Source organism: Palleronia sediminis, assembly GCF_004358695.1.
Taxonomy (GTDB): domain Bacteria; phylum Pseudomonadota; class Alphaproteobacteria; order Rhodobacterales; family Rhodobacteraceae; genus Palleronia; species Palleronia sediminis.
On the sequence record NZ_SNAA01000019.1, the window covers coordinates 17,611 to 29,935 of the forward strand.

Annotated in this window: 12 protein-coding genes; 8 read left to right on the plus strand and 4 right to left on the minus strand. The window is 69.9% G+C overall.

The features are described from left to right. Window position 1: 1 nt before the first annotated feature. Complete coding sequence (locus tag E2L08_RS14435; protein ID WP_133397803.1) at window positions 2–649, minus strand: histidine phosphatase family protein; 648 nt, start codon at window positions 647–649, stop codon at window positions 2–4. A gap of 129 nt (window positions 650–778) precedes the next feature. Between E2L08_RS14435 and E2L08_RS14440 the strand changes: the two genes are divergently transcribed. The 7 genes from E2L08_RS14440 to ileS all read left to right on the plus strand — a co-directional run bounded on the left by E2L08_RS14440 (window position 779) and on the right by ileS (window position 8,089). Then, window positions 779–1,183 (plus strand): hypothetical protein, encoded by a 405-nt coding sequence (locus tag E2L08_RS14440; protein WP_133397804.1) that lies wholly within the window; start codon window positions 779–781, stop codon window positions 1,181–1,183. 82 nt (window positions 1,184–1,265) lie between these two features. Beyond that, a complete protein-coding gene (locus tag E2L08_RS14445) occupies window positions 1,266–1,481 on the plus strand; it encodes a hypothetical protein (RefSeq protein ID WP_133397805.1) in 216 nt (71 codons plus the stop codon). After that, entirely contained in the window at window positions 1,478–1,666 is a 189-nt protein-coding gene (locus E2L08_RS14450) for a hypothetical protein (RefSeq protein WP_133397806.1), read from the plus strand. The genes E2L08_RS14445 and E2L08_RS14450 overlap by 4 nt, the downstream gene beginning before the upstream one ends. Window positions 1,667–1,723: 57 nt before the next feature. Then, complete coding sequence (locus E2L08_RS14455) at window positions 1,724–2,020, plus strand: hypothetical protein (RefSeq protein WP_133397807.1); 297 nt, start codon at window positions 1,724–1,726, stop codon at window positions 2,018–2,020. A 192-nt stretch (window positions 2,021–2,212) separates the two neighbouring features. Continuing rightward, complete coding sequence (locus tag E2L08_RS14460; protein ID WP_133397808.1) at window positions 2,213–3,904, plus strand: peptidoglycan-binding protein; 1,692 nt, start codon at window positions 2,213–2,215, stop codon at window positions 3,902–3,904. Continuing rightward, window positions 3,901–4,926: a YcjF family protein gene (locus E2L08_RS14465; RefSeq protein WP_133397809.1), complete on the plus strand. Its 1,026-nt coding sequence runs from the start codon at window positions 3,901–3,903 to the stop codon at window positions 4,924–4,926. Before E2L08_RS14460 ends, E2L08_RS14465 begins: the two co-directional genes overlap by 4 nt. Before the next feature lie 169 nt (window positions 4,927–5,095). After that, on the plus strand, window positions 5,096–8,089 hold the full coding sequence (gene ileS / locus E2L08_RS14470) for an isoleucine--tRNA ligase (protein WP_133397810.1): 2,994 nt from the start codon (window positions 5,096–5,098) through the stop codon (window positions 8,087–8,089). Window positions 8,090–8,167: 78 nt separating this feature from the next. Here the strand turns inward: ileS and E2L08_RS14475 are convergent, their stop codons facing one another. Genes E2L08_RS14475 through nudC form a run of 3 tightly spaced genes read right to left on the minus strand, consistent with a single transcriptional unit; the run spans window position 8,168 to window position 10,349 of the window. Next, window positions 8,168–8,863: a CDP-alcohol phosphatidyltransferase family protein gene (locus E2L08_RS14475; RefSeq protein ID WP_133397811.1), complete on the minus strand. Its 696-nt coding sequence runs from the start codon at window positions 8,861–8,863 to the stop codon at window positions 8,168–8,170. Window positions 8,864–8,898: 35 nt separating this feature from the next. Then, window positions 8,899–9,357: an SRPBCC family protein gene (locus E2L08_RS14480; protein WP_168771164.1), complete on the minus strand. Its 459-nt coding sequence runs from the start codon at window positions 9,355–9,357 to the stop codon at window positions 8,899–8,901. A gap of 32 nt (window positions 9,358–9,389) precedes the next feature. Beyond that, window positions 9,390–10,349 (minus strand): NAD(+) diphosphatase, encoded by a 960-nt coding sequence (nudC, locus tag E2L08_RS17390; RefSeq protein ID WP_133397813.1) that lies wholly within the window; start codon window positions 10,347–10,349, stop codon window positions 9,390–9,392. 120 nt (window positions 10,350–10,469) lie between these two features. Between nudC and E2L08_RS14490 the strand changes: the two genes are divergently transcribed. After that, complete coding sequence (locus E2L08_RS14490; protein ID WP_133397814.1) at window positions 10,470–12,323, plus strand: bifunctional metallophosphatase/5'-nucleotidase; 1,854 nt, start codon at window positions 10,470–10,472, stop codon at window positions 12,321–12,323. The last annotated feature ends 2 nt before the right edge of the window (window positions 12,324–12,325 follow it).

The window sequence follows — 12,325 nt, forward strand, 5'->3', positions numbered from 1 at the left end:
CTCAGAAATGGGTGCGTTCGGCCATGAGGTCGGGTGCGTCGAGATGGGGCACCGCGTTGAACGAGCCGAGGATCATCTGCGGCCCGCGCACATGGATGCGGTGCACCGAGGTGTTGAGGATCGGCAGCAGCACCATGGACAGGCGGTGGGGGTCGAGATCGAGGATATGGCGCATGACCATTCCGATCACGCCCCCCGAGGTCACGCACAGCACGCGCCGGCCTTCTTCGGCGGCGTCGATCAGCGCGCCGGTGATGCGCGTCTCGAAGCTGGCAAAGCTCTCGTTGCCCTGGATCTCGGCATCGTGCCATGCGCGCATGACCTGCGGCATGTGCGCGGCGAACCCGTCGGCATCGGGCGGCATCGGCACGCCCTTGGTCCGGCGCAGGGCCTCGCCGAGGTTGAAGTAATCCATCTCGTTCAGCCGCGCATCGGTTTCGGGGCCGGTATGGCCCATCGCGGCGGCCGTCTCGCGGTGACGGCGCAGCGTCCCCGAGATCACGCGGTCGAACCGCTCGCCCCGCGCCTCGAGCCAGGCGCCGAGCCGCTCGGCCTGCCGGTGTCCCAGGGGGCTGAGCCGGTCGTAATCCTCTTCGGTCGTCGCGTGGCTGTTGGCCTGCCCGTGGCGGACCAGAACGATTTCACCCATGCGGTTCCTCCCTGCTCGAGCGAGGGATTACAGCTTTCGCCCGGCCCCCGCCAGAGTGCCGCGCCCCGGTCGGGGAACGCGGGGCAGGGGGGTCGTCGTTGTCGTCCCGACCGACAAAGGAGAGACGCGATGACCGATCTGAGCTGGCAAAAGAAGTTCCTGGCCGATGTCCTGGGCGATGACCGCGGCCTGCCCGACTGGGCGGCGCGCATGGTGGCCAAGTTCTCGCAGGAGGATATCGACGGGCTCCATCCCAAGGAGCGCGAGGCCGCGCTGTCGGCATTCGGCCGCGTCGCCCGTCAAAGCCGCAACGCCCGGCAGGGCGATATCCATTCGGGCGGCGACAACCGCCCCGCCTGGGTCGAGGGCGATATCGACTGGGGCCTGCGCGCCGCGCGCGCCGCGCTCGAGGCGCAGCCCGCCGGGCTCCGCTCGGACAAGGCCAACGATATCCTTGCCGATTGCGAATGCCCCAGCGCAGTGGGCCCGAACCCCGGCCGCGACGCCCACACCCCCGGCACCGAACACGAATGACGCCGGGTGCCGCGCCTCTGGCCCCGGCCGGGGGCGCGCGCTATCAGCCGCGGGGTCGGGCAGCAGGAACGGGGCGGCGGGCATGAAACGCGGGATCACGATCATGGGGCTGGGGCTTTTCGGCCTCGGCGCGATACTGTCGCTGGCGGTGGCCGCCGATGCGCTGATCGTGCTGCGCGACTGCGCGCCCGAGACCTGCCGCGCCGCCAGGGCGGGGCTGACGCAATCGGGCTTTGCCGCGATGGTCATGGCCTCGATGGCGGTGCTGGCATGGAAACGTCTGCGGGGCGCGGCATGAGGATGGTCAGCCAGACGCTGAGCCTTTTGGGGCTGCTGGCGATCGGTGTCGCGCTGGCCGGGATCTTTCGCGGCCTGCCCATGGATACGGTGCCCTGGGGGCGGATCGCGCTGCTGCTTGCGGTGGCGGTCGCCTGTTTCTGGGGCGCGGCCTGGGTCCGGGGCCGGTCCGGCCCGGACGATTGATCGGCACCCCGAACGCCGTTCCCGCGTTGAACCCGGTCCAGAGACGGAGCAACGACCATGAGACCCTTCATCGCCGCCACCGCCGCCATCGTCCTTGCCGCGCCCGTGTGGGCTGCCGCGCAGGATGCGAACGAGATGTCGTGCCGCGCCTACGGGCAGCTCGATATCGGTGCCCAGAAAGAGGTGCTCGCCGATCTGCAGGCGGCGACCGAACCGGATGAGGGCGGCGGGGTCGTGCCGCCCGAAAGCACCCTTGCCGGCGAAGAGGCCGTGACCGCCCTCGTCGCGGCCTGCGCCGCGACGCCCGAGGCCCCGCTGGGCGAGACGATGCGCGAACTCTTTGGCGGCGACTGATCCTTGCCGGGGCGCGTGCGGTGATTTTCTGCCGGTGTCATCCGATATCACGCCCCGGCGATGGTTTTACGCCCGCCGCGCCCCCACATGATGCGACATGGCCCGGCGCCTGTTGCGCGACGCTCCCGATCCGTTCGGGCGTGATGCGCGGGACAGGCCCCGCGGCGCACCGGAACACATCACGAGGTTGACATGATCCGATCCACCCTTGCCGCCCTGACGCTGGCGGCCCTCGCCGCGCCGGTTTCGGCCGAAAGCCTGGCGCTGGTCGTCGGCAATGCCCGCTATGGCGACGGCTCGCCCGAACGCGATACGGCCGAGGTGCGCCGCGCCGCGGACGCCCTGCGCGAGGCGGGCGCCACGACGACGGTTCTGGCCAATGCCGATCGCGAGGCGCTGATCGGGGCGTTGCGCGATTTGGCCGAGACCGCCGAGACCGCGGACGGCGTGCTCGTCGCGCTGGCCGGGCGGTTCGTCTCGGGCGGGGCCGAGACGTGGTTCCTGCCGGTGGACGCGTCGACCGGAGGCATCGTCGAGGTAGCGACCGGCGCCGTGCCGCTGTCGCTGGTCACGTCGATCCTGTCCGAGGTCGAGGGGCCCGCGATCCTCGCCATCGGCGTCCCCGACGAGGCGCCCGAGGCCGGCAAGGGGCTGACGGCCGGGGCGGGGCGGCTCGATATTCCGGGCGGTGTGACGGTCATCCGCACCGGGGTCGAGGCGCTGGCCGAGCTGATCGACGACACGCTGTCCCAGCCGGGTGCCGCCATCGGTCCGCGGCTGGCCGATGCGCCCGAGACGCAGGTTCAGGGCTATCTCACGACCGAGCTGAGCTTTCTCGCCTCGGCCGAGGACCAGCCGCCCGCCACCACGCCCGCGCCCGCGCCCGCCCCGCAGACGGCCGAAAGTGCCGAGGCGCGGTTCTGGAACGTCGTCCGCGAACGCGACAGCGCGGTGGCCTATACGCTGTATCTCGAGCGCTATCCCGACGGCGCCAATGTCGCGACAGCCCGCGAGCGGCTCGAGGCGCTGCGCGCCCGCACCGAGGATGCCGCGCCTGCGACGCCGCAGGCCTCGGCCGAACAGGCGCTCGACCTCGATCAGGCCGCGCGCCAGCAGGTGCAGCGCAATCTCGTGATCCTCGGCTACGACACGCGCGGGATCGACGGGATTTTCGGGCCGGGCACGCGCGGGGCCATCGGCGCTTGGCAGCAGACCAACAACCTGCCGGTGACGAACTACCTCACCGCCGCACAGCTCGAGACGCTGACCTCGCAGGCCGAGATCCGCGAGGCCGAGCTTGAACGCGAGCGCCAGGCCCGCCAGGCGCAGCTTGCCGAAGAGGAACAGGCGGGCTGGCGCGCGCTCGACAAGACCGATGCCGAGGCGCTGCGCGGTTTCCTCAAGAAATATCCCGACGGTGCGTTCGGCGACCGGGCACGCGAACGGCTGGCCTCGCTGGGTGCCGATGCCACCGTCGCCGAGGATGGCGGCGCGTCGGAGCGCGAGCGTCAGCTCTGGATCGCCGTGCGGCAGGAGGACAGCGTTCAGGGCTACCGCAATTACGTGAAGGCCTTCCCCGACGGGCTCTATGTCGCCGAGGCGAATGCCCGGATCGACGAGCTGAGCCGCGCGACCGCGGGCGATGCCGAGGCCGAGGCGGTCGAGCAGGCGCTGGGCCTCAACCCGATCACGCGCCGCGCGGTCGAGATGCGCCTGTCGCAACTGGGCCACGATCCCGGCACGGTGGACGGGTCCTTCGACGACCAGACCCGCCGCGCGCTACGCCAGTTCCAGCAGGCCGCCGGGTTGCCGGTGACGGGTTATGTCAACCAGACGACGGCCGTGCGGCTGCTGGCCGACGCGCTGTCGGACATCCTGAGATGAGCCGACGCGGCCCGGTCCTGATCGCGGACGAGACGGCAGGGCCGGCAACGCTGTCGCCCGACACCGCGCCGCCGGTGCCCGACCCCGACCTGCCGTTCGACAGGCCCGACGGCCGGGCGATGCGGGCCGTGGCGGGGATGGCCACGGCGCGGCGCACGTGGCTCGGCCGATGGTTCTGGCGCAGTCTCGGGGCGCTGGCGCTGTTCCTGCTGGGCGTCGCGGGCTGGGCCGTGCTCGACGCGCTGGTGGCGCGGTCGCTCGTCCTGGGCTGGATCGCGGTGGGGCTGACGGCGCTGTTCCTGCTCAGCGCGCTGGGGCTGTGCCTGCGCGAGTTCGCAGCGCTCATGCGGCTCGCGCGGGTGGGCGATATCCAGCGCGACGCCGAGGCCGCGCTGGCCTCGGGCGATCTTGCGGCGGCGCGAGCGGTCTCCAGGCGGCTCGTCCGGCTCTACGAAGGGCGCGAGGCGCTGGCCTGGGGCCGCGCGCGCCTGGCCGAGCGCGACGGGGACATGTTCGATGCGGACACGGTGCTGTCGCTGACCGAGACCGAGCTGCTTCGCCCGCTCGACGAGGCCGCGCGCCTCGAGATCGAGGCCGCCGCCCGGCAGGTGGCGGCGGTCACGGCCATCGTGCCGCTGGCCCTGGCCGATGTCGCGTCCGCTGCGGTGTCGAACCTGCGCATGATCCGCCGCATCGCCGAGATCTATGGCGGGCGCGCCGGCACGGTGGGTGCGCTGCGGCTGACGCGGTCGGTCTTTGCGCATCTGGTCGCCACCGGCGCCGTGGCCGTGGGCGACGACCTGATCGGGTCGGTCGCCGGCGGCTCGATGCTCGCGCGGGTGTCGCGCCGGTTCGGCGAGGGGATCGTGAACGGTGCGCTGACCGCGCGGGTCGGCGTGGCCGCGATGGAGGTCTGCCGCCCGATGCCGTTCTCGCCCGGCACGCGGCCGCAGGTTCACAAGCTGATCGGCCGCGCATTGTCGGGGCTGTTCCCCACGGGGGGCGCCGCAAAGGCCGGTTGATCCCGCGCGCGAAGGCGGTTGCCGCCCCATGCCCCTTCTGGCAAGAGATGCGCGGGATGATGATGGTGCATGTGATAATCGCTCGAATTACCGGCCCGGCCCTCGCCTGAGGCGCCGGGATTTCGCACGCCTGCCCTTGCCCCATTTGAATAGACCGGATCGACCCGATATGTCCGCAGATACCCCCGACTACAAAGACACGCTGTTCCTGCCCGAAACCGATTTCCCCATGCGGGCCGGCCTGCCCCGGCGCGAGCCGGAATGGCTGGCGCGATGGGAACGGATCGGCGTCTATGACCGCCGCGCGGCGCAGACCGAGGGGCGCACGCCCTTTACGCTGCATGACGGCCCGCCCTATGCCAACGGGCACCTTCATATCGGCCACGCGCTGAACAAGGTGCTCAAGGACATGGTGGTGCGCAGCCAGCAGATGATGGGGCGCACGGCGCGCTACATCCCCGGCTGGGACTGCCACGGCCTGCCGATCGAGTGGAAGATCGAGGAGCAGTACCGCGCCCGCGGCCAGGACAAGGACACCGTCGACGTGGTCGAGTTCCGACGCGAATGCCGCGAGTTCGCCGCGCATTGGGTCGATGTCCAGCGCGACGAGTTCAAGCGGCTCGGCGTCACCGGGCGCTGGGACAAGCCGTATCTGACGATGGATCACCACGCCGAGGCGGTGATCGCGGCCGAGTTCCAGAAGTTCCTGATGAACGGGCTGATCTACCAGGGCTCCAAGCCGGTGATGTGGTCGCCCGTCGAAAAGACCGCGCTGGCCGAGGCCGAGGTCGAGTATCACGACAAGGACAGCTTCACGATCTGGGTCAAGTTCCCGGTGATCGAGTTCGCGCTGCCCGACGCGCAGATGTCCGACGAAGAGCTGGACGACGACGCCCGCGAGGCCATCGCCCTCGCGCGCGAAGAGGCGCGCGCGGCGTTCCTCGGCGCCAATGTCGTGATCTGGACCACGACCCCCTGGACGATCCCGTCGAACAAGGCCGTCGTTTATGGCCCCGAATTCGCCTACGGGCTTTACGAGGTCGTCGACACGCCCGAGGAATGCTGGGCCCGCCCCGGCGAGCGGTTCATCCTCGCCGATGCCCGCGCCGCCGACACCTTTGCCCGCGCCCGGTTGCAGGATGGCCAGTGGCGGCGGGTGCGCGACGTGACCGAGATGCAGCTTTCGGCGATGCGGGTGGCGCATCCCCTGGCCGGGGCCGAGGGGGCGCAGGGCGAATGGGATGCCCCGCGCGATTTCCGTGCCGCGCCCTTCGTCACCGACGAGGACGGCACGGGCTTTGTCCATTGCGCGCCCTCGCACGGCATGGACGAGTTCGAGCTCTATCGCGATCTCGGCATGCTGGGCGAGGTCATCACCTACAATGTCGAGGAGGATGGACGTTTCCGCGCCGATCTGCCGCTTTTCGGGGGGGCGAGCATCCTCAAGCCCAACGGCAAGGAGGGCGACGCGAACAAGGCGGTGATCGACAAGCTGGCCGAGGTCGGCGGGCTGCTCGCGCGCGGCAAGATCAAGCATTCCTACCCGCATAGCTGGCGCTCCAAGGCGCCGCTGATCTATCGCAACACGCCGCAGTGGTTCGCCGCCATCGACCGGCCCGTGGGCGACGGGCAGGATACCTATGGGCGCACCATCCGCGAGCGCGCGCTGACCTCGATCGACGAGCTGGTGACATGGACGCCCGAGCGCGGGCGCAACCGACTTCACGCCATGATCGAGAGCCGCCCCGACTGGGTGCTGTCGCGCCAGCGTGCCTGGGGCGTGCCGCTGACCTGCTTCGTCAAGGTCGGCGCGCGGCCGACCGATCCCGATTTCCTGCTGCGCGATGCCGCTGTGAACGTCCGCATCCTCGAGGCGTTCGAGGCCGAGGGCGCGGATGCCTGGTATGCCGAGGGCGCCAAGGAAAGGTTCCTCGGCCCCGACCACGATCCCGCCGAGTGGGAGCAGGTCTTCGACATTCTCGACGTCTGGTTCGACAGCGGGTCGACCCATGCCTTCGTGCTGCGCGACCGCGAGGACGGGTCCGAGGACGGGCTGGCCGATCTCTATCTCGAGGGGACGGACCAGCATCGCGGGTGGTTCCATTCGTCGATGCTGCAATCCTGCGGAACGCGGGGCCGTGCGCCCTATCGCGGGGTGCTGACCCATGGCTTCACGCTGGACGAGAAGGGCAACAAGATGTCCAAATCGCTCGGCAACACCATCCTGCCCGAGCAGATCGTGAAGGAATACGGCGCCGATATCCTGCGGCTTTGGGTGGCGCAGTCCGATTACACGGGCGACCAGCGCATCGGCGATAAGATCCTCAAGGGCACGGCCGACAGCTATCGCCGCCTGCGCAACACGCTGCGGTTCCTGCTGGGCAACGTGGCGCATTACGACCCGGAAAAGGCGATCGCGCGCGAGGACATGCCCGAGCTCGAACGTTTCGTGCTGCACCGCCTGGCCGAGCTCGACCGTGTCGTGCGCGAGGGCTACTCCGCCTACGATTTCCAGGGCGTGTTCCAGGCGCTGTTCACCTTCTGCACGGTGGATTTGTCGGCCTTCTACTTCGATATCCGCAAGGATGCGCTTTACTGCGACCCGGCCGACGGCGTGACCCGCCGCGCGGCGCTGACGGTGCTGGACGCGCTGTTTCACCGGCTCGTCACATGGCTGTCGCCGATCCTGGTATTCACCATGGAGGAGGTCTGGCTCGAGCGGTTCCCCGGCGAGGAGTCGAGCGTCCATCTCGAGGATGCGCCCGCCACGCCCGAAGACTGGCTCGATCCCGAGCTGGCCGCGCGCATGGCTCGGGAGCGCGCCATCCGCCGCGTGGTGACGGGCGCCATCGAGGTCGAGCGGCGCGAAAAGCGCATCGGCTCGTCTTTGGAGGCTGCGCCGATCGTTCATGTCGGCCCCGAGCTGGCCGGGGTCATCACCGACCCCGACCGGTTCGCCACGATGTGCATCACCTCGGGGCTGCATGTGACCACCGATCCCGCGCCCGACACGGCCTTTCGCCTGCCCGAGACGGCGGGCGTGGCCGTGACCGTCGCACGGGCCGATGGCGTCAAATGCGAGCGCTGCTGGAGGGTGCTGCCCGATGTGGGCACCCATGCCCATCCGGCGACCTGCGCGCGCTGCGATGCCGCCCTTGGCTGAGGACGCATCGCGCGGGCCGGCGGCGTCGCACCGCCTGGGTATTTGAAAAGAGAAGATCGCGCGCGTCGGCGCGCGGTCTCAGCCGTCCGGGCCGTAGATCGCCTGTTGCGCGATCCCGGCCAGCACGAGGTAGAGCGAGGCCAGCGCCAGCGCCCATCCCGCCCAGCTCGAGGGGTCGAACTCGATCGCGGCGGCCCAGATGGCGAAACCGACCCATAGCAGCGCCACGGGCAGCGTCACCGCGCGCCACCGCGCCGTGCGGACGGGATGCACGAATTTCAGCGGCAGGAACATCGCCACCGCCAGCAATCCGACGCAGGCCAGAATGATCCAGAAATTCGGCTCGAGCGCGAAGAACACCAGCACCGCCATGTTCCAGCAGCCCGGAAACCCGAGAAAGGAATAGTCGCGCGTCTTCATCCGCGTGTCGGCGAAATAGACCACGCTGGCATAGGTGATGACGATGATCGCGATCCAGCCGGTCCAGCCGGGCAGGAGCCCCGACGCGAACAGCGCGAAGGCCGGGATGAACACATAGGTGAGATAGTCGATGATGAGGTCCATCAGCACCCCGTCATATTCGGGCGCGTTCGTGCCCACGTCGAAGCGCCGCGCAAGCGGTCCGTCGATGCCGTCGACCGCGAAGGCGACGACGAGCCAGAGCCACATCAGCTCCCAGTCGGCTTTGACGGCGGCCAGCATCGCCAGCATGGCGAAGACGGCGCCTGTGGCGGTCAGAAGGTGGACGGCGAACGCTTTGCGGCGCATGGACATTCCGGCAGGTTGGACGAAAGGACGGGGCGGTGCAATCAGGCGCGGGCTTGGCTTTCGATGCGGGCGGTGAGCTTGCCGATCCGTTTCTCGAACCGTTTCTCGATGGTGCCGCGGGCAAGTTTCATAGATTGCACGACAAGCCCCGCGCGCATCGTCTCGGGCTTGAGCTCGACCACGTAGAACAGCCGCGACTTGTCGGGCGCGACCTCGAGGATCTCGATGTTGAGCAGGACGACGAGGCCTTCGATCCGGCTGCGCAGGGCAAGCTGCTGGGGCGGGTCGTAGGTGGTGATCCTGGATTCGGAGACGCGGCGCTTGCCGCGGAAATCGAACCCGATCTTCCAATGCCCCGTGGCCGGCGTCGTGGCAGCGTCGAGACGCTCGACCGTCGCGCCCTGTGCCCGCGCCTGATCCGCGATGGTGTCGAAATCCGAGATCACGGCGAATGCCGCGGCGGGCGACGCGGCGATGTCCTTGCGGGTCGAGAACTTCATGGGGTGGCCTCCTGATCGCGAGGGGTTTCGCGTCAATCCAGCCTGTCGGCAAGCCATTGCCGCAGGATGAAATGCGCAATTGCGCCGGGTCTGGCCGGGCGGACACGGGAATCGATGCCCGCGAGGCTGTCCATCACCGCTTCGCGGCTGAACCACCGGGCATCGTCGAGCTCGGCGGGGTCGATCCTGAGCTCACGGCTGCGCGCGGCCCCGCGGCAGCCGATCATCAGCGAGGCGGGATAGGGCCAGGGCTGGCTGGACAGGTACGAGACCGCGCCGACATGGATGCCGGTTTCCTCGAGCGTTTCGCGGCGCACGGCGGCCTCGACGGTCTCGCCCGGCTCGACGAACCCCGCGGGCAGCGAGAACATCCCCTCGGGCCATTGCGGCGCGCGGCCCAGCAGGACCGAGTTGCCATGCGTCACGAGCATGATGACGACGGGATCGGTGCGCGGAAAATGGTGACGCCCGCAATCGGGGCAGAGACGTTTCCAACCGGCATCGACCGGGTCGCTCGGCCGACCGCAGCTGGCGCAGAACCGGTGCGTCCGGTGCCATTCGAGCAGGCCCCGCGCCATGACGGCCAGTTCGGCGTCGCGCCGCGGCAGGAGTGTCAGGATCGCGCGCATCTCGACGAAACGGGCGGTGTCGGGCAGGTCGGGATGCCGGACCTCGGACGGATCGGCGAAATCCGCGAGCGTTCCGGGCAGGGCGTCGGGCGTCCAGTCCGACAGGTCGGCGGCAAAGCGCGGCTCGCCGCCGTCGAGCCCGAGGAACAGCCATGCCGCGCAATCGGGCAGCGCGGGGGTGCCGCGCGCGAGCAGGACGAGCCGCTCTTCGCCGCCCGCGCCGCGCGCGACGAGCGGGCGCCCGCGCCAGAGCGCCAGCACACGCCCCGCCCCCGAGGCATGCAGATCGGCCACGCGGGCGCGCAGATGGGCGGCGCGGTCGAGGTCGGACGTTCCGAACGTGACCGTTTCGGCGAGACGCATGTTCTTTTCCCGTTATTCCGTCACGTAAGCTGCGGCCGATGGTCGCCTCGGCCACTTTCCACCGATTTTTGCCGGGCATAGGCTATAGTTCGCCTACGGGCGCGGCACGAAGAAGGCTTCATGCGTAACAAGTTCTCCGACGGATCGTCTCGCGGCGTCCGGCCAAAAGGCGCGGCAGTCGATCTCAGGATCATAGCCACCTGCGATCTGCATGGCCATGCCCGCAGCTTCGACTATGCTGCGCGCCGGTTCGAACCCGATTTCGGGCTCGAGCGGGCCGCCGGCCTGATCGAGCGGCTGAGGGGCGAGGCCGCGAACTCGATCCTGCTCGATGCCGGTGATTTCCTGTCGGGCAGCCTGATGTCCGAGATCGCCGGCCCGACCAATATCCCGGTGCTCGCGGCCATGAACGCGCTGGGCTTCGACGCCGCGGCCCTGGGAAATCACGATCTCGATTTCGGGTGCGGATCGCTGGACGCCATCCAGCGGCAGGCCGCCTTTCCGATCCTGTCCGCCAATCTGGACTTCGGGGCCGCCGCGGGGCCCGTGTCTCTCCCCGGAACCGCGCTGCTGTCGCCCCGGATGCGGGATCGCGACGGCACGCCGGTGGCGTTCCGGATCGGGGTGTTCGGCCTGCTTCATCCCGGCGCGCTCGCCGGTCATCCCGAGGCGGCGCGCGGGGCCGTATCGGTCGGCCCGATGCGCCCTGCCTTTGACAGGGCCTCGACCGCGCTGCGCGAGGCGGGCGCGGATCTCGTGATCTGCCTGTGCCATGACGGGCTGCATGACGACGACAGCGAGATCGTCGATCTGGCGCAGGGCGGCGGGGCGGATGCCTTTGTGCTGGGCCATACGCACCGCATCTTTCCCGGCCCCGCCCATGCGGCCACGGCGCGGATCGACCCCAGAAACGGGATCGTCGCCGGCAAGCCCGCCATACAGGCCGGGTTCTGGGGCCGGCATGTCGGGGTGATCGACCTGCGGATCGAGATGGCCGCGCCCGCCCCGGATCGCGTCCGCACACGGCGTGTCGCCTGTCTCGAGACGCGTGCCGAGGCGGCCCCCGACCTGGCCGCCGCGGCCGTGATCCGCGCCCGGACGCAGCTTGCCCACGAGATCGTGAAACGCCGCGCCGCCGATGTCGAAGGAACCTCGCCGGTCGCGCTGCATACCTGTTTCGCGGCGCTGGGCCGGTCATCGGTCACCGAGCTTCTGGCGCGCAGCATGGCCCGCGCCGCCCGCGAAAGGCTGGGAAAGACGGATCTGCCGGTGATCGGAATGGCCGCGCCGCCGGCCTATGGCGGCTATGCCGGTGTCGGCCATTTCGTCGACGTGCCCGCGGGGACCGTGACGCGGTCGACGCTGGGCCGCCTGTGCCCGCATGACGACCGGCTGGCCATCATGTCGCTGACGGTCGCGGACCTCATGCTGTGGCTGGAATGGTCGACCTCGGCCTATACCCAGACCCGGCCGGGGGCGCTCCAGTCCGAATTGCTCGATCTGACCTATCCGCCCGCCCGGCTCGACCTGCCCGCCGATCTGACCTTCGACCTCGATCTCGAGCAGGCACCGGGTTTCGGCTTCAACGGTCGGCGACTGCGCGATGACCCGCGCCGGGTCAGCCGGGTTCGCCGCGAGGGGCGGGTGCTCGACCCCGCCGAACGGGTGATCGTGGCCTGCACCGATTACCGCGCGCGCAATGGCGGCAACCTGCCGGTCCTGCCCAGCCGCGAGCTGATCGACGGCGCGGGCCCCGCGATCCGCGACGTGGTGGCGGCCGGTCTGCGCGGCGGGCTTGCCCGCGCCGCCCGACCGGTCTTTCAGCCGGTGCGGGTCGAGAACGCGGTGACAATCCTCGAGACCTCGCCCGCGGCCGAGTTCCGGCTGGACGAGATCGCCGACCTGCAACCGCGCATCGTCGACCGCGATGGCGACGGCTTCCTGCGGATCGCGCTGACCCTCGATCCGGCTTGAAC

Excerpts from the sequence above, each read along its gene's own strand:
- E2L08_RS14435 (WP_133397803.1), bottom strand. The coding sequence starts at position 649 with ATGGGTGAAATCGTTCTGGTCCGCCACGGGCAGGCCAACAGCCACGCG.
- E2L08_RS14440 (WP_133397804.1), top strand. The coding sequence starts at position 779 with ATGACCGATCTGAGCTGGCAAAAGAAGTTCCTGGCCGATGTCCTGGGC.
- E2L08_RS14445 (WP_133397805.1), top strand. The coding sequence starts at position 1,266 with ATGAAACGCGGGATCACGATCATGGGGCTGGGGCTTTTCGGCCTCGGC.
- E2L08_RS14450 (WP_133397806.1), top strand. The coding sequence starts at position 1,478 with ATGAGGATGGTCAGCCAGACGCTGAGCCTTTTGGGGCTGCTGGCGATC.
- E2L08_RS14455 (WP_133397807.1), top strand. The coding sequence starts at position 1,724 with ATGAGACCCTTCATCGCCGCCACCGCCGCCATCGTCCTTGCCGCGCCC.
- E2L08_RS14460 (WP_133397808.1), top strand. The coding sequence starts at position 2,213 with ATGATCCGATCCACCCTTGCCGCCCTGACGCTGGCGGCCCTCGCCGCG.
- E2L08_RS14465 (WP_133397809.1), top strand. The coding sequence starts at position 3,901 with ATGAGCCGACGCGGCCCGGTCCTGATCGCGGACGAGACGGCAGGGCCG.
- ileS (WP_133397810.1), top strand. The coding sequence starts at position 5,096 with ATGTCCGCAGATACCCCCGACTACAAAGACACGCTGTTCCTGCCCGAA.
- E2L08_RS14475 (WP_133397811.1), bottom strand. The coding sequence starts at position 8,863 with ATGTCCATGCGCCGCAAAGCGTTCGCCGTCCACCTTCTGACCGCCACA.
- E2L08_RS14480 (WP_168771164.1), bottom strand. The coding sequence starts at position 9,357 with ATGAAGTTCTCGACCCGCAAGGACATCGCCGCGTCGCCCGCCGCGGCA.
- nudC (WP_133397813.1), bottom strand. The coding sequence starts at position 10,349 with ATGCGTCTCGCCGAAACGGTCACGTTCGGAACGTCCGACCTCGACCGC.
- E2L08_RS14490 (WP_133397814.1), top strand. The coding sequence starts at position 10,470 with ATGCGTAACAAGTTCTCCGACGGATCGTCTCGCGGCGTCCGGCCAAAA.